The following is a 21390-nucleotide window of genomic DNA, read 5'->3' as shown; positions in this document are numbered from 1 at the left end:
TTTATGTGCTACGCCATGCTGCTATAAAACCAATAATAGCGCTACTTATAGCGATACTTGCAGCAATTAAATCGTGCTGTAAATAAAATAATGCCGCAATAACCATAGCCGCACTGCTAAACAAACCTAAAACCAAAGGTTTATGAGATCCCTTCGGAGCCTGTACTTGAATTTGTGGTGGGCGTTTTAAGCTTTGATAAATTAGATCGGGCAGCTCTGGCATTTTTTCGGCCCAAAAGGGTAATTGTGCATACATTTGCTTTATAACCGATAACGGACCAACTTGTTGCTTAACCCAGTCTTCTAAAAAGGGCTTAGCGGTTTTCCATAAATCTAATTGTGGATAAAGCTGGCGGCCTAAACCTTCAACATACAGTAAGGTTTTTTGCAGTAATACCAATTGTGGTTGTACCTGCATATTAAAGCGCCTTGCAGTATTAAATAAATTAACCAATACATGACCAAACGAAATTTCAGCTAAAGGCTTATTAAATATAGGCTCGCAGACAGTGCGAATAGCAAATTCAAACTCTTCAATACTGGTGTCGGGCGGTACCCAACCCGAGTCCACATGCAACTGCGCAACTTGGCGATAATCACGATTAAAAAAGGCTATAAAGTTTTCCGCTAAATAGCGTTTATCTTCTTTGTTTAAGGTGCCTACAATACCGCAATCTATACCAATATATTTAGGGTTTTCGGGGTGCTCACGAGAAACAAAAATATTACCTGGGTGCATGTCAGCATGAAAAAAGCTGTCTCTGAACACTTGGGTAAAAAACACTTCAACGCCACGCTCAGCCAGTAGTTTCATATTGGTGTTTTGCGCTAATAAAGCATCAGTGTCTGATACCGCAATACCATAAATACGCTCCATTACTAATATATTATGGCGGCTGTAATCGCTATAAACGGTAGGGATGTAAAGCGAATCTGAGTCTTCAAAGTTACGTTTAAGTTGAATGCCGTTTGCACCTTCGCGCATTAAATCAAGTTCATCAAGTAGGGTCTTTTTGTACTCTTTTACTACTTCCACAGGACGCAGACGTTTTGACTCGTGGTGTACTTTTGCTAACACCTTAGCGAGCTTTTCCATTAAGGCTAAGTCGGCGTTAATTTGTTGATTAATGTTGGGGCGGATTACTTTAATAACTACATCTTGCTCTATACCATTTGTGTCAACTAACGTTGCGGTATGTACTTGTGCTATTGATGCCGACGCCAGTGGTGTTTGTGAAAACTCACTAAAACGCTCGCTTATGTCATTAATTTCGAGAGCTTTTTCTATTATTTTTTGTGCAAGTTCGCCGGGAAAAGGTTCAACCTGATCTTGCAAAAATGCCAGCTCTAATGCAATTTCGTGCGGCAGTAAGTCACGACGCGTAGAAAGCATTTGGCCAAACTTAACCCATACTGGGCCAAGCTGTTGTAGGGCTAAACGTAATCGCAGCCCTGCGGGCTTATCTTTATGCTGATTACGCAGCCAAAATAAACTACCTCGGGCTATTTTCGCAAACCAAGGGATTTTATGTTTTGGTACTAACTCATCTAATCCGTAGCTAAGCAGTGTTTTAGTGATGTAATACAGTCGTGCAGTTGACACAAAAAATCCTTAGCGGGTAGTCAAAGTGGTTAGTAAGGCATTAATACGTTGTTCTATAGCAGCAACTTGGCCTTTAAGCTCACGGTTTTGTTGTTTAAATTGTTTAAGCTCTAACGGATGAATGGTAATTGCCAATTCATCTTGGCATAAGCTTGTTAGGGTGCGGCTTAACTGCGTTTTTGCTTTATTGCCGTGTTGCTGGAGCGTTTTGAAGTGTAAATATAATTGCTGTGCGGGAGCATCACCAAGGTGCGATGAAAGCTGCTCAGGCCAATCTATATCTAGTGTTGAAAATGCATTGCTATAGGTTTGAGCTATGTTTAAATCGCCTTGTAAATCAAGTTTGTCTTGGCGAATTAGCTGGGTAAGCATGGCTGGGTTTTTTAGCGCAAGCAGGGTGTTAAGGTCGGCGCTAATCATGCAATCTGCGTCTGTATCACTGGTTGCGCTATATAAATGAAGTTGCTTGTCGCTAAACACTAGCAGCAGCTTTAGCTGAGAGCCCCTAACATCAACGACTAAGCGCTGATGCTTAACTGCTGCCAACTTTCCCGATAGGCTTGTATCGAGTTTAAGTGCTTGATTAAGTATTCGCTCCACGAGCGAAAGTACTAAGTTGGGTAACATAAAAAAATCAGTTGAGGGAGCCTCAGTAGAATTTTTTTCGGTTGCTTGCTCAAGCGCCATAATTATTTACCTTAGTATTTAAAGCCGCGATGCAGCGCAACAATACCACCGGTTAAGTTTTGATAAGTGGTTTGCTCAAAGCCTGCATCAGACATCATGCTTTTAAGCGTGTCTTGATCTGGATGCATACGAATCGACTCAGCTAAATACTTGTACGATTCGCTGTCGTTTGCCACTAACTTACCCATAGTTGGTAATAAGTTAAATGAATAAAAGTCGTATGCCTTACTGAGTATTTCATGCTCTGGCTTTGAAAACTCTAATACCAGTAAGCGCCCGCCTGGTTTTAAAATGCGGTACATTGAACGTAATGCTTTGTCTTTGTCGGTTACATTACGTAAACCAAATGCAATAGTGATCAGATCAAAGCTATTATCTGGGAATGGTAAGGCTTCAGCGTTCATTTGCACGTAGTCAATATTGCCAACTAAGCCTAAATTATGGAGTTTTTCACGGCCCACTTTTAACATAGACGAGTTAATATCACCGAGTATAACCTGACCGGTTTCTCCGACTCGTTGGCTAAATTTTGCAGTTAAATCGCCCGTACCACCGGCTAAATCTAAAACATGGTGGCCTTTACGAACGCCAGAGCTGGCTATTGTTTGACGTTTCCATAAACGATGTACCCCAAAAGACATTAAGTCATTCATTACGTCATATTTTGCCGCAACTGAATGAAATACGTCTGCAACCATTGAGGCTTTATCGTTTTCGGCTACCGTTTTATAGCCAAAATGCGTGGTCTTTTGTGGTGTTTCGCTCATCATTAATCTCTATCGTGGTAATAAAGACTAGTGTACTTGATTGTGCCCTGAAGGTGCAATTTGAATATGATTTATCAGCTAATTAATGCTCCGCAGTAAAGCTATTTTGCCCTAAAGAGCGTGCTTTAAATGCCGCATTAGAAGCACTTTTAGTTAATTGCTCAAAGTCAGCTTGTTGTTGCTGTGCAATCCCCAAAGAGAGCTTAATTGCAGGTAATGCCAGCGCGTTTTTTGAGCTGATAAAGCGCAGCTTTGCAACACCAGCGCGTACTTTTTCTGCAATTAAATTGGTTGTTTCACAATCTACGTCGGTAAGTAGTACAGTAAATTGATCTTTTGCAGTACGCCCCGCTAGGCCGCTTTGAAACACATATTTTTGTACTTGTTTAGCCACTTTGCTTAAAATTGCTTCTGCGATTACATCGCCAAAGTTATCAATAAAGTGATCTAAATTGTCTATTTGAATAGCAATAGCACAAACCGGTTTATGTTGATTTGCCCATATTTGCACTTGCTTGGTTAAATAATGGCGTTTATACAAGCCAGTTTGACTATCAATAATATGTTGTTTACGCAGGGTGTTAAGCTGCTTTTTAGTTTTTTCGTGGAGTTGTTTAGCATTACTTAATTGTTGTTTAAACTGTTTGTGTTGCGTTAACAGTGTTGCTGTTTGCTGATCTAGCCTTGTAAGTGCGATCCGGCTATTTTTAATGTTATTTTCATCAAGCGAATGCATACACTCGCTAATATGGCCGGCAAAATTAATAAATTGTTTTTCAGTGTGTTGTGCGCTTTTAGACAGCGAGTTAATTACCCCATTAACATTCTCTATCATCGACACTTCAGTGGCATGGCCTTGATTTAAATGCTCAAAGTAGAGTTGCTCGGTAAATAAACTGTCAATAAGAGTGTTACTTGCAATAGCGCGCTCAATGGCGCTATTAAGGTCGTTGTTTACTTGGCTAATATAAGTATAAACAACCTGATAATTAAGTGGTGTAGGTGGCAAAACATGGCGCTCTAAAAATACACACACTTTTGTCATTTTATCTTGTGCTACAGCCATAGAGTCATGGAACATCATTTGCAAATACCAACTAAATACATATGCGTATTAATTTATAAACTCATCCAATGAAGCGTTTCGCATCCAAGCACTTGTACCATAATCATTATATCGGTTATTTAAAAGTAAAAACGACAGTTAGTTATCTAAATTGTAACTTTAGCAACATAATGGCTGCTTTTATCATCAATTACTTTTTGTTTCATTCAAAAGCATGTTTTATTACTGGTTATTAAATACCAACCTGCTTATATCAGTCGTATCAGTTTTTGCGTGCTTGGTCGTATTTATCTTGCTATTTATTTAGCCTGCGATAGGTTTACAAAATCTATTTAATTGTGAAGCTATATAATAATGAATCAACTTTTATCTCGACCATTACGCCACTCGCTACTGGGAATTACTTTTTTATGCACCTTAAGTGCATGCCAAACAACCTCACTTAATGCCGATAAGCAATTTACTCAAGTTGCCGAAAACATTGTGCAAAATAGACAAGATGCTAGCCCCTACAGTAATAATCCTCAGGGGGTAGATGGCTACTTACTACCTAACTTAACTGCCGAGTATTTAGCGCAAGAATATAAAAAAAATACCCAGCTACTTGCCGATTTAGATACGGTAAACATTGATAAGTTAAGTGATGAAAATCGGATTAACTTTAGTATTTTGCGTGCTCAAGTGCAAAATAGCGTGGATGAATATGTATTTAATGCCCACTATATGCCGCTTACATCTGAATATGGGTTTCATTCAAGCTTGTCGTTTATGGTTAAAAGTTCACAATATAAAACGTTACAAGATTATAAAAATTATTTAGCGCGATTAGCTCAGGTACCACGCTTTTTTGAGCAAAATATTTATTGGATGAAACAAGGTTTAGCAATAGGGTTAACGCAGCCTAAAGCTGTACTTAAAGGTTATGAAGATTCAATTAGTGTTTATATTGTTGATGATGTAACACAATCTGAATTTTATCAGCCATTTTTAACGAATACTGCAGGCTTAAGTAGCAGCGAATTTTATGAGCTGCAACTCCAAGCTAAAACAATAATTAAAGAACAAGTAATAGCAGCATATAAAGATTATCTCACCTTTTTTACTGAAGAGTATCAAGCAGGTGCTCGAGACAGTATTGGTATTTCGGCAACGCCTAATGGGGCTGCTTTTTATGCTAATCGCGCCAAGCATTACACCACTACAGATATGACCCCAAAAGAAATTCATGAGTTGGGCCTAAAAGAAGTGGCACGTATTCGTAGCGAAATGGAAGAGGTAATAAAAGAAGTTGGTTTTAAAGGCACGTTCGCTGAATTTATCCACTTTTTACGTACTGATCCGCAGTTTTACGCAACTACTCCAGAGCAGTTACTAAAAGAAGCTGCTTATATTGCTAAAAAAATGGATGCGCAACTGCCTAGATTATTTCATACCTTGCCGCGCAAACCTTATGGCGTAGTGGCTGTTCCCGCCAATATTGCTCCTAAATATACTACAGGGCGTTACTCGGGTTCGAACCGCGACGATCAAGCTGGTTATTACTGGGTAAACACTTATGCGCTAGATAAGCGACCTCTTTACGCGCTAGAGGCGTTAACGCTGCATGAAGCTGTACCAGGGCACCATTTACAAATATCACTTAATGCTGAGCTAGAAAATTTGCCGAGTTATCGTCGTGATGCTTATTTATCAGCATTTGGCGAGGGGTGGGGGCTTTATTCTGAGTACTTAGGAATAGAAGCTGGGTTTTATCAAGATCCATATAGCCGTTTCGGACGTTTAACCTATGAAATGTGGCGCGCTGCACGTTTAGTTGTTGATACGGGAATGCATATGTATGGCTGGAGCCGTGAACGCGCGATGAACTTTATGGGCGATAACACTGCTTTGTCGTTGCACAACGTTAAAACTGAAACAGATCGTTATATTTCATGGCCTGCGCAGGCGTTATCGTATAAAATTGGAGAATTAACTATTAAGCGCTTACGTAAAGAAGCGGAGCAGGCCCTTGGCCAAAAATTTGATGTGCGAGAGTTCCATCATCAAGTGCTACGCCATGGTTCAGTACCGTTATCTGTACTTGAGCAGCAAATTCGTTTGTATATTAAAAACGAACTAGCTAAACAGGATATTTAATTAATCCGCATCAATCGTAATGGCTTATATTAGGGTTATAAATTAATAAAATGCGCATATCATCTATAATAAGTGATATGCGCATTTGTCTATTGAAGCCATTTTCATTTATTGGCGAAAAAGTACTGCAGAGGGGTTTTGAGTGAACAATTTTATAGTTCTAAGTATTAATGTATTTGCGAGCCTTTTTATTGTTGTATTAGGGTTTATAGTTTTATCGGTTATTATTTTTTATTTTAGAGATATAACCCAAACAAAGCATGCAATTAGGCGCAACTATCCGGTAATTGGTCGGTTTCGATATTTTTTTGAGCGCCAAGGAGAATTTTTCCGCCAGTACTTTTTCGCACTTGATAGAGAAGAAATGCCGTTTAATCGTGCTGAACGTAGTTGGGTATATCGCGCTGCAAAAGATGTTGATCATACTGCTGCGTTTGGCTCGACTCAAAGCCTTGAAGTAACCGGTACAGTGATGTTTATGAACTGTGCATTTCCTACTTTAGATGAAGAAGCGCTCGATCCTAGTAATGTGACTTTAGGCCCTTACTGTAAAACACCTTACACCACTAATTCAATATTTAATATTTCAGGTATGAGTTTTGGTGCTTTGTCAAAACCTGCAGTACGTGCTTTATCTAAAGGAGCTAAGCTTGCTGGCTGTTGGTATAATACCGGTGAAGGCGGTTTAAGCCCGTATCATTTAGAAGGCGGGGGAGATATTGTATTTCAAATTGGTACTGCTAAATACGGTGTGCGCGACGATAATGGCAATTTAAGCACTGCTAAATTAAAAGAAATAGCAGCTCACGAACAAGTAAAAATGTTTGAAATAAAGCTAAGCCAAGGCGCTAAACCAGGTAAAGGCGGTATGTTACCTGGGCGAAAAGTTAACGCTGAAATTGCAAAAATACGCGGTATTCCCGAAGGGCAAGATTCAATTAGCCCTAATGGCCATCTTGAAATTAAAAAGCCGTCAGATATTCTTGATATGTTGGCAACCGTACGTAACGCAACCGGTAAACCAACCGGCTTTAAAGCGGTAATTGGTGAGTATACTTGGTTAGAAACTCTTTTCGCTGAAATAAATCATCGCGGTATTGAGTCAGCGCCCGACTTTATTACTATTGATAGTGCAGACGGTGGCACAGGCGCCGCACCACAGTCATTATTAGATTCAGTGGGCTTACCACTGCGAGAAAGCTTGCCATTAGTAATTAATTTGTTAGAAAAACATGGGCTCAGAGAGCGAGTAAAGGTTATTGCCTCAGGTAAGTTAATCGTACCCTCTAAAGTTGCATGGGCATTAGCACTGGGGGCTGATTTTGTTGTATCTGCTCGCGGCCATATGTTTGCACTAGGGTGTATTCAAGCAATGCAATGTAATAAAGACACTTGCCCTACAGGGATCACCACGCACGACAAGCGCCTGCAACGTGGCTTAAATGTGGCAGACAAAGCACAGCGTGTGGCAAACTATAATAAGTATGTGCACTATGGAGCGGGCTTAATCGCGCACTCGTGCGGCGTATCTAGTGCGCGAGAGTTAAAACGTGAACATGTGCGTATAGTTCAAGAAAGTGGTCTTTCAGAGCCATTAGATAAAATTTACGAAAATTATAAATAACACAGTGAGCATTAAATATATGAGTGCTTAAGCGCACTAAACTAAGCTGCTTTTTTATGTACTCAATATTTATTAGGTCATTAATTAAGGCCCATTGTTACGTAATATAACAATGGGCCTTAATTTTATTTATTTATTATTTGCTTGAATGCCGGTAATTTTTAAACGCTCTAATTCACAGCTAAATAAAAATTCCAGCACTTCTAAATGACGACGAACTTCATCAATATTTCGCCCTACAGCATATAAACCATGGCCACGTATAAGCACTCCGTGTTCAATAGGAGTGTGTAAATGATGGTCGCTTACCAATAAACTTAAATGGTCTATGTCTTGGTCGTTATTAAAAATAGGAATGCTTAGGGTTTCTAAATGCGAGGTAAAACCGCTTAAAGCTTTTTGCATTTCGTAGCCAGTTAAATCGAGTTTATGACTTTTTGTTATTTGCGAAAGCACGGTAGCCGCAACAGAATGCGTGTGCAGTACACATTGCGCTTCGGGAATTAGCTGATACAAGCTCAAGTGCAGTTGTGTTTCGGCTGAGCGTTTTTTTGTTCCTGCCAGAGGCTTGCCTTGTAGATCTAGCTGTAAAAAGTGCTCATTGGTCAACTTGCCTTTATCTTGGCCACTAGCTGTTATTACAAAGCCCGACTCAGTTCTTGCTGAAAAATTCCCACCGGTTGCGGGTATCCACTCTTTTTGGCTAACCCACTTCCCAGCTTCAATAAGTTGCGAAATAGCGGTATTGTTGTTTTGCATATATTCCTCACAAACGAGCATCAGTTAATTGTATTTAGACGGCTAAACTTCTATCTTAAGTGATGGTAGCACCGCTTTGCGTGCAAAACCACAATTAAGGATATAGAGTGTTAATAACTAAGCTACCAGCATAAGGTATGTTTTATCAAACTCTAATAACAATTAAGTTGGTTTAGCTAAAAACACTAAAAACTTAAAAGAGGGCGGCACAAAGCTATGTCAACGTTAACACTTACATTATTGCAGAGCTCACTACACTGGCTCGATAAAGACGCTAATTTAGCTATGTTTAATAAGCAGTTAGATGCAGTGACTCAGCAGTCAGACTTGATTTTACTGCCCGAAACCTTTGCCACAGGCTTTGCAATAAACTTAGATTGCGCTGAGCCTGAAAACGGCAAAGTACTTACCTGGTTAAAGGCGCAAGCGCATAAACATAATGCAGTAATTGCAGGCTCAGTATTTGTTACGCAAGGCAGTAAAAAGGCCAACCGGTTTTATTGGGTGCAGCCCAATGGAGAAGTAGACTTTTACGATAAGCGTCATTTGTTTTGTTTAGGCAACGAAGGCGACTTTGTAGTAGCAGGACAAGCGCGCAAAGTGTTTACTATTAATGGCTTTAAGCTATTACCACAAGTGTGCTACGACCTACGCTTTCCGGTATTTCAGCGCAATAACAACGATTACGATGTAATGATTAATATTGCTAATTGGCCCGCAGTGCGACGCCATGTTTGGGATACATTATTAATGGCGCGAGCGATGGAAAATGTATGTTATGTGGTTGGGGTAAATCGCATTGGTGATGATGCCAATGGTGTTGCTCACAATGGTGGCACAGCGGTATATGACTTTAAAGGTGATGCTTTAGTAAAAGCTGCAGATAATAGCCAAGCGCTAATAACCATTACTTTGCACAAAGCACCATTAAATGACTTTAAGGCTAAATTTCCGGCGCATTTAGATGCGGATGCTTTTAACTTAGTATAAAGCAGCTTAAATTAGCCAGCGGCTAATTAAGTGTTAAAATAGCCGCTGATATTTATTGGCGGCAGCACTATGAACAACTCTTTAATCACTCCAGTTATTTTAGCGGGCGGCATTGGTTCTCGTTTATGGCCGTTGTCGCGCCAAGCAATGCCAAAACAGTTTTTACCCTTACTCGATGCTGAACCTACTGGGCAGTCGTTATTACAAAATACCCTAACACGGGTAACCGGTAGGGTATTCAATCGAGCTATTTTAGTGTGTAACGAACAGCACCGATTTATTGCCGCTGAGCAAGCTGCTAGTGCAAATCCGCGCGTATTACTTTTAGAACCCACAGGTAAAAATACTGCCCCAGCAATTGCTTTAGCTGCGCATTATGCGCTACAAAATGGCATAACAGGGCCACTGTTAGTTATGCCAGCGGATCATCATATAAATAATTTTAACTTACTCACCGAGCAGTTACACGGCGCGACAATATTAGCTGAGCAAGGTAAATTAGTTACCTTTTCTATTACGCCTACCGAGCCACACACAGGTTACGGGTATATAAAACAAGGAAGCGCCATTACCGGTACTGACTGCTTTGAAGTAGCTGAATTTAAAGAAAAACCCAGCTTAACCACCGCAACAAGCTACCTGTTAGATGGAAGTTATAGTTGGAATAGCGGTATGTTTTTGTTTACTGCTGCAGCGTATTTACAAGAGTTGGCTCGCTTTGCACCTAAAATTGCCAATTGTGTGGCTAACGCCGCCAATTTTAGTCAGGACTTAGGCTTTACACGCCCCAGTGCAAAAACGCTCGAAGCTTGCCCGAGTGACTCCATAGATTATGCTATTTTAGAGCGCAGTGATAACGTAGTTGTCATGCCTGTTGCCTTAAACTGGAGTGACGTAGGTGGTTTTTCATCACTTGCTAAGTTGCTAAAAAAAGATCCGCAAGGCAATAACTTAAATACTAACTATGTAGCGCAAAACAGTAAAAACAATCTAATAATAAGCGAAACCGATCATACTATTGCCACCTTAGGGGTAAGTAATTTAGCTGTTATTCATACCCACGATGCCACGCTTATTGCGAATCAAAATGAGCTTGATGCACTGCCGTTATTACTCAAAAAAGTAGCGCTTACGCAAACTGACAAGTTAACCCACCACCAAGTTGTTTATCGGCCGTGGGGAAATTATCGTACCTTGGTAGAAAGCAGTGGATTTAAGGTTAAAAAAATAACCGTAAACAGCGGCGCTAAGCTCTCTACGCAGCGCCATCAATATCGTGCCGAGCATTGGGTAGTTGTATCTGGGGTTGCCGATGTATGCATTGATAAGCAAGCACTAACACTCAGTGCAGATCAGTCTTGTTATATTGCCGCTAAGCAAATTCATAGTTTGGCTAATAATAAAAATACACCGTTAATAGTAATTGAGGTACAAACAGGCACTATTTTAGATGAAAGCGACATTGAACGGTTTGATGATAAATATGGCAGAAACTAACAACGCTTTACTGCAGCCCTTTGCGTACACACCTTAAATACTCTTCTAAACTTTGCTGCCAAAGGTCGAGCGCTTCATTGATGGCGTTTTTTAGCGGCTTTTTATCAAGCATACGACGCTCTATTTTTTTCAGCGCTAAACCATAACGGTTAAAGCCCAGCTGTAGTGCGGTATTGGCTTGGCGATGTAATAATTTAATGCATTGCTCGGGCTGTTGTTCTACGAGCGCTTGGCAGTGATTTAGTTTACTGCGGGTAGAGAGCACAAACTCGTTATAAATAGACGACACTTCATCAATACTAAAAGAGCTGGTAAGCGTTTCGCTAGCGTTTGCGTCATATAAAGTATCAACCAAATCTACAGCTACAGTAGCCGTTTTAGTTGACTGTGAATCGCTTAGTGCTTGGCGCAATTTTTGGTGTTTAATAGGTTTACCTACAATGTCTTTTATACCCAGCGCTAAGTACTCTTTTACCTCACTAGGGCTTAAGCTTGCAGTAAAGGCTAGTACGGGAGTGCGCTGGTTTTTATGCTCAATTTTAGCCAATGTTTTAAGTACTTGTTGGCCGGTCAAATCAGGTAGGTTCATATCGAGCAGCACTACATCAAAATGATGCGCTTGCATTAACTCTATTGCAGTTTTACCGTCTTTTGCTAACTTAATTTTATGTTCGTCGTCGGCCATAAATTCTACGGCTATTTTTTGATTTAAATCTAAATCCTCTACTAACAACACCTTTAAACCGGTTAAATAATCTTTACTTTGATGACGTTGCGCTACTAGGCTGAGTTCGCCCAGCGCACACGTAATATCAAAGCTAAACACGCTGCCACTCCCTAGGCTACTGGCTATTTCTAACTTGCTATGCAGTTTTTCGAGTAAGCGGCTGGTTATTGCTAAACCAAGGCCTGTACCGCCTTTTTCTTTTCCGGCGCTACTTTGCACATAGGGTTCGGTTAGGTAGGCTATTTCGTCATTCTCGATGCCGGGGCCTGAGTCTTTTACGCTTATTTTAATAGTGTGTTCAAGTTGTTTTTCAGTGATTAGATCAATTTGAATTTTAACGCTACCTTGGTCGGTAAATTTAATTGCGTTACCCACAAGGTTAATAATAATTTGTCTGAGTTTTTGCTGATCGCAGTAGTAACAGGCTTGATCGGGTATATTGCAAAGTAGCTCAAACTTTAGTTGCTTTTGCTCTGCCAGAGGGCTTAGTAATAAGCATAAATTTTGTATCCAAGTTTTAAACTCAATATCTTCTTCGTAAAGAGCTTCGTCGCTTTGATCAAGGCTGGCGTAGTCGAGTACTTTATCAACCAGTAAATTAAGGGATTCGGCAGAGTTAATAATTGCCTCGCAATAGGCTTTATTGCGAGCATCACTTGTTTGGTTCATAACTAACTGAGCACTGCCTAAAATGCCGTTTAAAGGGGTGCGAATTTCGTGGCTGATAGTTGATAAAAACAACCCACGTATTTCTAGATCTTTACGGGCTTTTTTAGTGAGCTTATTAAGATGCTGCTCTCTGCGCTCATTACACAACAGTGCCATGCCAGCGGCATAAAACATAGGTGCTATAACCCCGTTTAAAAAAAGTAACGAGCTAAACCAAGGGCTTAATAGGGTGTCATGTTGCTCAATTTTTTGCATAAATATCGAGCGGGCAATAAAGCTTACGGCAACTAAAGTTAAAATTATAATATAAACAATGCTGCCGTTGGGATAGGGCTTACGTGCATACTTTATAAATATAAACAGTAAAAATGCAGCTTCAGCTATATGCTGTATATCAGATATAAACAGCCTATCTTGAATAGATGGCGAAAAAAAGCTGTAATAACCCAGCATTACGCTGCTAAAAGCAGTAAATGCACAAACAAGTTTAAAGCCAATACCGCGATAATCTAAAAACTGGCTAATAGCAAGACAATGCACAATTGAGGCCGCAAACATCAATATATTGGCAATGCTAATGGCGACAAGTTCAGGGACTCGCCCGATCAGAGTAAAGCCAATAATAACGCCGAGCAATAAAACAGGATAAAAAATATAAAGCAGAGTGCCTGGAGTGTGTTTATTGGTGCGCCAGGTTAAAAAATTTAGCAGGGTCATTACAACCATAACGGCGATACTGGCAAAATATAGGGTAAAAGAGTCGAGCATTGAGGCACCAATAGCGTGTTATTAGATTAAAAGTATAACAATAATTACTTAACCGAAAATAGCTCAATATATTGTTTAACACATTGAACTGTATTGAAATTAAAACGTATATTTTATTTGCTGGGGAGCGACTTATTATTTAAAGTTTGAGTTTGCTGATTAAGCTTGCCCAGATACAAAAACAGACACGTATGTGCCTGTTTTGTATTTAAACTAAAGTTTAAATTAACGTATTTCGTCTGGAATATGCTGCTGTGCCCACGATAGTAGCTCAATACGGTTACGACATTTTGTTTTTCTAAATGCGCTGTATAAATGAGTTTTAACTGTGTGAGGGCTAATGCTTAGCTCTTCAGCAATTTCTTTATTTTTTGAGCCATTACTCATTAATGAAATTATGGCTTTTTCGCGCTTGGTAAGTTTAACTGGCTCAATATCGCCTTCGGTAAGCTTATGCAGTGCATCTTTATTAAACTGCAACATACGATTTAATGCATTACACATTATATCTCTGCGATACCAAAGTTGATCTTCAAGTAGTAAGCGAATACCTTTCATCAATACATCGGCGTTATCTGTGGTGTAAAATACACCACGAATTCCGCTAAGTAAGGCACGATTAGCAAGCTCTGGGTTTTCATCCAAATTAAATAATACGATATCGCATTTAATCCGTAAATTAACCAGTTGCTCTTTTAATTTTCCCCACGCATCTTTGCTCGATGTTTCGATAAACAAAAGTCGTGTTCCTACAGGCACATCTAAAATATTGGTGCCTGTGGTTACGCTAATACCTTGCGTTTTTAACAAAGGTTCTAAAACGTTAATACCAATAGTGTTAATGGGCTCTTCATCTAATAACAAAAAGGCTGAACTGCTCATATTATTTTTACTCTTTTATAAAGCTTATGATTAAGTTTACCACGACCTCCACACCTTTTGTATTAGAAAGTCGCGTTGTAACGCAAAAAGCAAGTACGATATTATGATTATTTAAACATAAAATGTTGCAAATAAGTAATTATTTATTGATTGCGATTACAAAATAAAACAACCTAAAAAGCTTATAACTAATTGTATAAAATAAATAGCTGTTTATAGCGCCACTTTTTTGGTGTTTTGATAAGGAGGCCAGCCCATCTCTTTACCTGCAAGCATATGTAAATGAATATGATATACGGTTTGGCCACCATGTTCATTGCAATTCATGACCACTCGGTAGCCATCGTCGGCAAAGTTTAGTTGCTTGGCTAATTTAGCCGCTACTACATATAAATTACCTACTAAATGCGAGTTTTCAGGCGTTACATCGTTAATAGTAGCAATTGCCTTTTTGGGGATAATAAGCGCGTGAAATGGCGCCTGAGGGTTTATATCTTTAAAGGCGAGAGTATGCTCATCTTCATAAATAATATCAGCTGGGATCTCACGATTAATTATTTTAGTAAAAATAGTCTCTTGGCTCATTATATGGCCCCTAATTAAGTATGATTAAAATAAGCTCCACTAATGACAAACTTTACAAGCAGTGTCAAACTGAAATCAAATAAAGGAGAAAATATGCGTAAATCAATATTATTAGGTAGTGCCGCAGCGCTATTGTTTAGTGTGTCGAGCATGGCAGAAAATATTCACTTTCCAGAAGAGTTTGTACCTCTGCAAGTTGGTGAGCGTATTATTGAAAGCTCGATATTTAGCCGCGTTGACGACATAGAGCTAGCACCGGGTAGTTATAAATTAAAGCTTAAATATACTGACTTGTATGACCTAGGTTACGACGATCACGAAGTGGTAGAGTCTGAACCATTTTGGGTAAATGTAACTATTGAAGCGGGTAAAGATTATATTTTAGAGTTTAATCGTGCCAAAAATGCGGTTGCGGCTAAAGTATTTGCACAGTCGCCACAAGTAAGCTTAAAAGCAAAAGGAAGTGCACTGGCTGCGCCATTAAGTGTAATTTCTAATGCCCAGCTTACAAACACTGTGCCAGTACAGCAAGTTAGTAATACAACGGCAATGGCAACAAGCGCAAGCGAAGTAAGTAAACTCGTTGCACCTATTAATGGTAAGGGCATGCCCAGCGCAGCAGCAATGCTCGACTTTTGGTGGCAACAAGCAACTCCAGCTCAGCAACAAGCCTTTTTAGAAAAAGTAACCAAGTAGCTTTTATACAATTAAAAAGGGCCGAATGTCGGCCCTTTTTGTATTTTAAACACTCGCTTATTAAGCTCGTTTTTATTTAAATAATTTATTCAAATAATGCGTCTATAGTGCCATGTGCTAGTGGGTGATAACCCGGGCGTGCTTTTAAGTACACGCTTTGTGCCCAGTCTTTTTTGCCGTTATCAATAAGTGACTTATAAAGCGGGACAATTAGCTTGCGACGACCAATACTGGTTAAGTGCTTATCAAGCGCCGGATAAATTGGCTGGTATCCATTACCTACCGCTAGCATAAACCAAGCAAAGGCACGTTCAGCGTTAGTTGATTGCGTTAAGTTATACGCAGTATCAAGCTCGCTCATATGTGTTTGGCTTAAATCGCGCGGTAAGTTATTTAAAAAGTGCAACCATTCATGCACCGACCAATTAGCTGTAGGCAATTGCGCTGCTGTGATATCGCCATTTAACCAAGTAGCTGTTGCTGTATCTACTTTATCAAAAGCATCTGATGTTGGATTAGGTGTATCGCTTGGTAAACCTGGCGCAAAAATCCATTCATTTACTTTATCCATGCTCACAATACCAGGGTACTTATCAATTAAGTTAGCTTTTAGGTAAGTAACAAATTGTGCAGTGGTTAAAGATTTAAAGGCAAATTCGTTAAAGTAAGTTTTTACAAAGGCGTCAAACTTATCGCGGCCATATTTTTCTTCTAGGTAAATTAAGAATAATTGCCCTTTGGTATAAGGTACAGAGCTAAACGCATCATCAGGATCGCGGCCATTAAGCTTTAAGTTAAGGCGCGTGTCTGGTGCATCAAGCGTTTTAATTTGGGCGCGAATACCTGCTGCATCAAGGGCTTGTTCCATTACTGCGCGGTCGCGACCAAATACTTCTTCCATAATGCGGTTTTCAACGTACGAGGTAAAACCTTCGTTTAACCATAAATCTTCCCAGGTTGCATTGGTAACTAAGTTACCAGACCAAGAATGAGCAAGCTCATGTGCAATTAGATTTACTAAGCTTTTATCGCCTGCAACCACGGTTGGGGTAATAAACGAAAGGCGTGGGTTTTCCATGCCACCAAACGGAAAACTTGGCGGTAGCATAAGCAAATCGTAACGACCCCATGCATAATCGCCGTAAAGTGCGTTAGTTTTATCGATCATCGCTTGGGTGTCGTTAAATTCGGCAACTGAAGCATCTAAAATAGTTGGCTCAGCAAAAATACCGGTTTGATGCGACATTGCTTTAAATTCTAAATTACCTGCGCCAATAGCAATTAAGTAAGGCGAAATAGCTTGTGGCATATCAAAAATGTAGTCGCCATCTTTATAAAGTGCGTCTTTATTGTCGGCACTCATTACCGCACGTATATCTTTAGGAGTATGAATGCGCGCCGAGTACGTTACTCGCATTGCTGGCGTGTCTTGTACTGGGATCCAGCTACGTGCATGAATTGCTTGCGATTGGCTGTACATAAACGGGTGTGTTTTGCTGGCTGTTTGCTCTGGTGTTAACCATTGTAGGCCAGACGCTTCAGGGCGGCTATTATAGTAAATACGTACTTTTGGCGCTTGGCTTTTAAAAGTAATAGTTAATTTTGAGCCTTTAACATCATCGCGTGTTGCTAAACTAAATTTAGCTTTATGCCATGTGCCGTTTTGCGTTTGATACATTACTTTATCAATATCTAAATCGCGAGTATCGAGCACTAGAGTTTTACTGTTGTTATTTTGCCATTCTAGGGTGTGCTCAACAAAACCTTCTAATTGCTTGTCGGCAAAGTCGACATCTAAATCAAGGTTTAAATGCGTAGTAATAACGTCATTAAGATTAGCATACGAGTTTTGATCAATAGCATTGGCCATTGCTTGTGAGCACATACCAGCCATAGCTAGGCTTAAAAAAAGAGGTGTGATTTTCATAATTACCCTGAACACAAATAAATAAGTGTTGGTTTTATATCATGATTGGCGAGGCGGGTTGAGCAATTTTTACATTCAGATGCGCTATTTGCGACAATGCGTTAAACTAACGCGATTAGTTACCGGTATATTTAGAGAGCTTTGTGGCGCACTCATTACAAACGTTACATACATTTGCATTAACCAGCCAATGCCAACAATTTGTTAAAATTAATAACCTAGAGCAGCTTAAAACGCAAAGCTTTAAGCCCCCATTTTGCCTATTAGGCGAGGGCAGTAATACGGTATTTTTAAATGATTACACCGGTACTGTTATTAAAATGGCAACTCAAGGTGTACAAATAAAAGAGCGCGCAAACGATTACTTAATTAGCGTGGCCGCTGGCGAAAACTGGCATCAACTAGTCAGCGAGCTGTTGGCTAAAAACATTCCCGGGCTTGAAAACCTAGCGCTTATTCCCGGTACTGTGGGTGCTGCGCCGGTGCAAAATATTGGTGCCTACGGAGTTGAATTGGCTAAATTTGTAGAGTCGGTTGAGTATTTTGATATAGCAAACAAAACCTTTAATACCTTAAATAATGCGCAATGTGAATTTGGCTATCGCGATTCTATTTTTAAACACGCGTTAAAAAATAAAGCGGTGATCACTACTGTGCATTTAGCCTTGCCTAAAGAGTGGCAGCCGGTATTGAGTTATGGACCGCTGCAGCAACTTGCAGCCGTTACGCCACAAGCGTTATTTGAGCAAGTAATAGCAACACGTAACAGCAAATTGCCCAATCCTTATACCTTACCTAATGCAGGTAGTTTTTTTAAAAACCCCATTATTACTAATCAATGTTTAGCTGCCTTATTAACAACCTTTGCAGATTTACCGCATTATAAACACGGTGCAAAGCACCATAAAGTGGCTGCGGGTTGGCTAATAGAGCAAGCGGGTTTAAAAGGCTACCGCATTGCAGGTATTGAGGTACATAAACAACAAGCCCTAGTGCTAGTAAATTACGGCCAAAGCCAAGGAAGCGATTTAATTGCGATGATTAAACATATTCAACACAGCGTATTTTCTCGTTACAACATTATGTTAGAGCACGAAGTACGCTTAATTAATAACAATAGTGAATGCCATATTACAGCGGAGCCAACGCCATGAAAGCACCCGATGGAAATAAACTCGCCATTTTAAATGCCCTCAATCAAGGTGGTTTTATTTCAGGGCAGGTATTAGGCGAGCAACTGGGTATTAGCCGCGCAGCTATTAGTAAGCATATTAAAAGCTTACAAGAAATGGGCTTAGATATTTTTAAGGTAACTGGTAAAGGTTACAGCTTAAATAGCCAAGTCGGACTGTTAAACCAAGCGCAAATACAACAACACTATCAAGCGTTAGGTGCAACTACCGCCAAAGTAGAAGTACACCCCATAATAGACTCCACTAATAGTGAGCTAATGCGCCGCATACAAGCAAAAACTGAGCTTGAATCGGGTACTGTTATTGTGGCCGAAATGCAGCAGTTGGGGCGTGGGCGTCGGGGCCGGGTTTGGCAGTCGCCATTTGGAGCCAACTTATATTATAGTTACTTTTGGCGTTTAGATGATGGCATACAAGCCGCTATGGGCGTATCTATAGTGATTGGCTTAGCTGTATATGATGCTATTAAAGCGCTATACAACATAGAAGTAGAGCTAAAATGGCCTAACGATATTTACCTCAATAAACAAAAGCTCGCTGGCGTATTAGTTGAGCTCGACGCGCAACCGCAAGGTCCTTGTCAGTTAGTTATAGGCATAGGTATTAACTTACAAATGCCAGAGAGCTTTAGTCAGCACATTGATCAAGCATGGACTGATTTAAGTCAACATACGCAGCAGCTTAATAAAAATCAGTTGGTTGCCTCGCTTACTTATTATTTAGAGCAGCGTTTAGAGCAGTATAGTGAAAGTGGCTTACAGAGCATGCATCAGCAATGGAATGCTTTAAATGCATTTGCTGGTGAATGTGTAGAGCTAAATACCGGGCATCGTAGTTGGCGCGGAATATGTGAGGGAATAGACCCACAAGGCGGAATTCGTATTCGCCAAGATGGTGAAGTAAAAAGCTATTACGGCGGCGAAATTTCGCTCAGAAAGGCGCAACTATGAAATTACTCATAGATGTAGGCAATACTTCACTTAAAGCTAAGCTGTGGCAAAACGAGCAAGTTCAAGCATGTGATTTAAATAATTTACCTTGGCATGCAATTACACACGTTATTTATGCTTGCGTAGGGCGCAGTGAGCTACTTAATGCTATTTTAGCGCAAGCCGCCTTTAATAGTATTAGCTGCTTTGAAGCTAAAGTAACTAAAACGCTAGGCGGGCTCACCTGTGCTTACGAGCATTTTAATAATTTAGGTATAGATAGATGGCTGGCACTTATTGCAAGTTTTACCTTGTATCCAAATAAGGCCTGCATAGTTGTTGATGCCGGTACGGCTACCACAATTGATGTACTCAATTGTGACGGGCAGCATTTAGGTGGCTGGATTTTACCTGGCCTTGATTTAATGACCCGCTCGTTAACGCAAAATACCCAGCGCGTTTTTGATGATGAAAATACGCCATTTACTAATCAACTGGGAATAAACACCCCAAATGGTTTAAAAAATGGTGCCTTGGTTGCCACCATAGGAGCAATTAACCAAGCTAAACCTTATTTAAATGATAAAAATACGCAAATTATTTTTGCCGGTGGTTATGGTTCGTTATTACAACAGCAATTCAAAGAGAGTATTTTTGATCCTATGTTGGTTATTAAAGGCTTAAATTATTGGTATGAATTAGATGAAAACAGCAATAAATTATAAAAAATCCGGTTTTTGCCTGAATTGTGAGCATTTAAACAATAAATTCTCATTTATTTTAATTTTATAGTTGCATCCCAATAAAGCTTACTCTAATATCTCGCCCCGTACTAAAGCAGTGCCGACTTAGCTCAGCTGGTAGAGCAACTGACTTGTAATCAGTAGGTCAACCGTTCGACTCGGTTAGTCGGCACCACTTTCCTTTTTACCGAAAGTGCATTAGTAAAGAATTATCGTGGAGGGGTTCCCGAGCGGCCAAAGGGATCAGACTGTAAATCTGACGGCTCAGCCTTCGCTGGTTCGAATCCAGCTCCCTCCACCACTTTATTCTTGACGGTTAGAGGTATTTTAAGAACAGGTTCCTAACGCGGGCATCGTATAATGGCTATTACCTCAGCCTTCCAAGCTGATGATGCGGGTTCGATTCCCGCTGCCCGCTCCAGTTTATGGTGATGCTGATATAGCTCAGTTGGTAGAGCGCACCCTTGGTAAGGGTGAGGTCGGCAGTTCGACTCTGCCTATCAGCACCAGTTTTAAGAACCTCCTTAAGCGCTTCCTTTATCTGTCAGAAAAAAACTATTTGAAATTTGAAAAAATCAACTTAATCTACCTATGGTGGATTATTTTCATATGTAATATAGATACACAAAACTGATAGGTTCCGTCATGGCAAAAGCAAAGTTTGAACGCGTAAAACCGCATGTTAACGTAGGTACAATTGGCCACGTTGACCACGGTAAAACTACATTAACTGCAGCAATCACTAACGTACTTGCAAAAGTATACGGCGGTGTTGCTAAAGATTTCGCATCAATCGACAACGCTCCAGAAGAGCGCGAGCGCGGTATCACAATTTCAACGTCTCACGTTGAATACGATACGCCTACTCGTCACTACGCACACGTAGATTGTCCTGGTCACGCCGATTATGTTAAAAACATGATCACTGGTGCTGCTCAAATGGACGGTGCTATTTTAGTAGTAGCTGCGACTGATGGTCCTATGCCACAAACACGTGAGCACATCCTACTTTCTCGCCAAGTTGGCGTTCCTTACATCATCGTGTTCATGAACAAATGTGACATGGTTGATGACGAAGAGCTACTTGAGCTAGTAGAAATGGAAGTTCGTGAACTTCTTTCAGAATACGATTTCCCAGGTGA

Annotated in this window: 18 protein-coding genes and 4 tRNA genes; 13 read left to right on the top strand and 9 right to left on the bottom strand. The window is 40.1% G+C overall.

The window, feature by feature from the left end; genetic code table 11:
• Nucleotide 1: 1 nt before the first annotated feature.
• The 4 genes from ubiB to H5058_RS12020 all read right to left on the bottom strand — a co-directional run bounded on the left by ubiB (nucleotide 2) and on the right by H5058_RS12020 (nucleotide 4123).
• Nucleotides 2–1603: a ubiquinone biosynthesis regulatory protein kinase UbiB gene (ubiB, locus tag H5058_RS12035; protein ID WP_011329555.1), complete on the bottom strand. Its 1602-nt coding sequence runs from the start codon at nucleotides 1601–1603 to the stop codon at nucleotides 2–4.
• Between the two features lie 9 nt (nucleotides 1604–1612).
• Nucleotides 1613–2290: an SCP2 domain-containing protein gene (locus tag H5058_RS12030; RefSeq protein ID WP_011329554.1), complete on the bottom strand. Its 678-nt coding sequence runs from the start codon at nucleotides 2288–2290 to the stop codon at nucleotides 1613–1615.
• Nucleotides 2291–2301: 11 nt separating this feature from the next.
• Nucleotides 2302–3057: a bifunctional demethylmenaquinone methyltransferase/2-methoxy-6-polyprenyl-1,4-benzoquinol methylase UbiE gene (ubiE, locus tag H5058_RS12025; RefSeq protein ID WP_182678430.1), complete on the bottom strand. Its 756-nt coding sequence runs from the start codon at nucleotides 3055–3057 to the stop codon at nucleotides 2302–2304.
• A gap of 82 nt (nucleotides 3058–3139) precedes the next feature.
• A complete protein-coding gene (locus H5058_RS12020; RefSeq protein WP_041454617.1) occupies nucleotides 3140–4123 on the bottom strand; it encodes a GGDEF domain-containing protein in 984 nt (327 codons plus the stop codon).
• A gap of 354 nt (nucleotides 4124–4477) precedes the next feature.
• On the opposite strand from H5058_RS12020, the gene H5058_RS12015 reads away from it, so the two are divergent.
• Together H5058_RS12015 and H5058_RS12010 are read left to right on the top strand one after the other, a co-directional pair.
• Complete coding sequence (locus H5058_RS12015) at nucleotides 4478–6259, top strand: DUF885 family protein (protein ID WP_086994415.1); 1782 nt, start codon at nucleotides 4478–4480, stop codon at nucleotides 6257–6259.
• Nucleotides 6260–6401: 142 nt separating this feature from the next.
• Entirely contained in the window at nucleotides 6402–7883 is a 1482-nt protein-coding gene (locus tag H5058_RS12010; RefSeq protein ID WP_011329550.1) for an FMN-binding glutamate synthase family protein, read from the top strand.
• A gap of 129 nt (nucleotides 7884–8012) precedes the next feature.
• On the opposite strand, the gene H5058_RS12005 is transcribed toward H5058_RS12010, so the two are convergent.
• Entirely contained in the window at nucleotides 8013–8642 is a 630-nt protein-coding gene (locus tag H5058_RS12005; RefSeq protein WP_182678393.1) for a methylthioribulose 1-phosphate dehydratase, read from the bottom strand.
• 216 nt (nucleotides 8643–8858) lie between these two features.
• Between H5058_RS12005 and H5058_RS12000 the strand changes: the two genes are divergently transcribed.
• The gene (locus H5058_RS12000) at nucleotides 8859–9632 is read left to right on the top strand and encodes an amidohydrolase (RefSeq protein WP_086994424.1); all 774 of its coding nucleotides are present in this window, start codon (nucleotides 8859–8861) and stop codon (nucleotides 9630–9632) included.
• Nucleotides 9633–9701: 69 nt separating this feature from the next.
• Nucleotides 9702–11129, top strand: a complete 1428-nt coding sequence (locus H5058_RS11995; RefSeq protein WP_182678390.1) for a mannose-1-phosphate guanylyltransferase/mannose-6-phosphate isomerase — start codon at nucleotides 9702–9704, stop codon at nucleotides 11127–11129.
• Between the two features lie 7 nt (nucleotides 11130–11136).
• Here the strand turns inward: H5058_RS11995 and H5058_RS11990 are convergent, their stop codons facing one another.
• The 3 genes from H5058_RS11990 to H5058_RS11980 all read right to left on the bottom strand — a co-directional run bounded on the left by H5058_RS11990 (nucleotide 11137) and on the right by H5058_RS11980 (nucleotide 14760).
• Complete coding sequence (locus H5058_RS11990; RefSeq protein WP_182678388.1) at nucleotides 11137–13293, bottom strand: ATP-binding protein; 2157 nt, start codon at nucleotides 13291–13293, stop codon at nucleotides 11137–11139.
• Between the two features lie 225 nt (nucleotides 13294–13518).
• Nucleotides 13519–14175, bottom strand: a complete 657-nt coding sequence (locus tag H5058_RS11985; RefSeq protein WP_086994433.1) for a response regulator transcription factor — start codon at nucleotides 14173–14175, stop codon at nucleotides 13519–13521.
• Nucleotides 14176–14388: 213 nt separating this feature from the next.
• A complete protein-coding gene (locus H5058_RS11980) occupies nucleotides 14389–14760 on the bottom strand; it encodes a histidine triad nucleotide-binding protein (RefSeq protein ID WP_011329544.1) in 372 nt (123 codons plus the stop codon).
• A 93-nt stretch (nucleotides 14761–14853) separates the two neighbouring features.
• Between H5058_RS11980 and H5058_RS11975 the strand changes: the two genes are divergently transcribed.
• The gene (locus H5058_RS11975; RefSeq protein ID WP_182678386.1) at nucleotides 14854–15456 is read left to right on the top strand and encodes a DUF2057 family protein; all 603 of its coding nucleotides are present in this window, start codon (nucleotides 14854–14856) and stop codon (nucleotides 15454–15456) included.
• A gap of 85 nt (nucleotides 15457–15541) precedes the next feature.
• On the opposite strand, the gene H5058_RS11970 is transcribed toward H5058_RS11975, so the two are convergent.
• Nucleotides 15542–17383, bottom strand: coding sequence for a M1 family metallopeptidase (locus H5058_RS11970; RefSeq protein ID WP_011329542.1), 1842 nt, complete (start codon nucleotides 17381–17383; stop codon nucleotides 15542–15544).
• A gap of 143 nt (nucleotides 17384–17526) precedes the next feature.
• On the opposite strand from H5058_RS11970, the gene murB reads away from it, so the two are divergent.
• The 8 genes from murB to H5058_RS11930 form a co-directional block, all read left to right on the top strand.
• Complete coding sequence (gene murB, locus H5058_RS11965; RefSeq protein ID WP_182678384.1) at nucleotides 17527–18537, top strand: UDP-N-acetylmuramate dehydrogenase; 1011 nt, start codon at nucleotides 17527–17529, stop codon at nucleotides 18535–18537.
• Nucleotides 18534–19526: a bifunctional biotin--[acetyl-CoA-carboxylase] ligase/biotin operon repressor BirA gene (gene birA / locus H5058_RS11960; RefSeq protein ID WP_182678382.1), complete on the top strand. Its 993-nt coding sequence runs from the start codon at nucleotides 18534–18536 to the stop codon at nucleotides 19524–19526. The genes murB and birA overlap by 4 nt, the downstream gene beginning before the upstream one ends.
• Complete coding sequence (locus tag H5058_RS11955; protein ID WP_011329539.1) at nucleotides 19523–20230, top strand: pantothenate kinase; 708 nt, start codon at nucleotides 19523–19525, stop codon at nucleotides 20228–20230. The genes birA and H5058_RS11955 overlap by 4 nt, the downstream gene beginning before the upstream one ends.
• Before the next feature lie 117 nt (nucleotides 20231–20347).
• Nucleotides 20348–20423: transfer RNA gene (locus tag H5058_RS11950), tRNA-Thr, on the top strand.
• 41 nt (nucleotides 20424–20464) lie between these two features.
• Nucleotides 20465–20549: transfer RNA gene (locus H5058_RS11945), tRNA-Tyr, on the top strand.
• A 45-nt stretch (nucleotides 20550–20594) separates the two neighbouring features.
• Nucleotides 20595–20669, top strand: a tRNA-Gly gene (locus H5058_RS11940).
• Between the two features lie 12 nt (nucleotides 20670–20681).
• A tRNA-Thr gene (locus H5058_RS11935) sits at nucleotides 20682–20757 on the top strand.
• 136 nt (nucleotides 20758–20893) lie between these two features.
• Nucleotides 20894–21390, top strand: a 497-nt coding sequence (locus tag H5058_RS11930) for a GTP-binding protein (RefSeq protein ID WP_182677340.1), incomplete at its 3' end; no start/stop codon positions are given.

The organism is Pseudoalteromonas sp. SR45-4, assembly GCF_014163535.1.
GTDB classification, from domain to species: Bacteria; Pseudomonadota; Gammaproteobacteria; order Enterobacterales; family Alteromonadaceae; genus Pseudoalteromonas; species Pseudoalteromonas nigrifaciens.
This window is presented reverse-complemented; position numbering and strand designations above follow the sequence as displayed.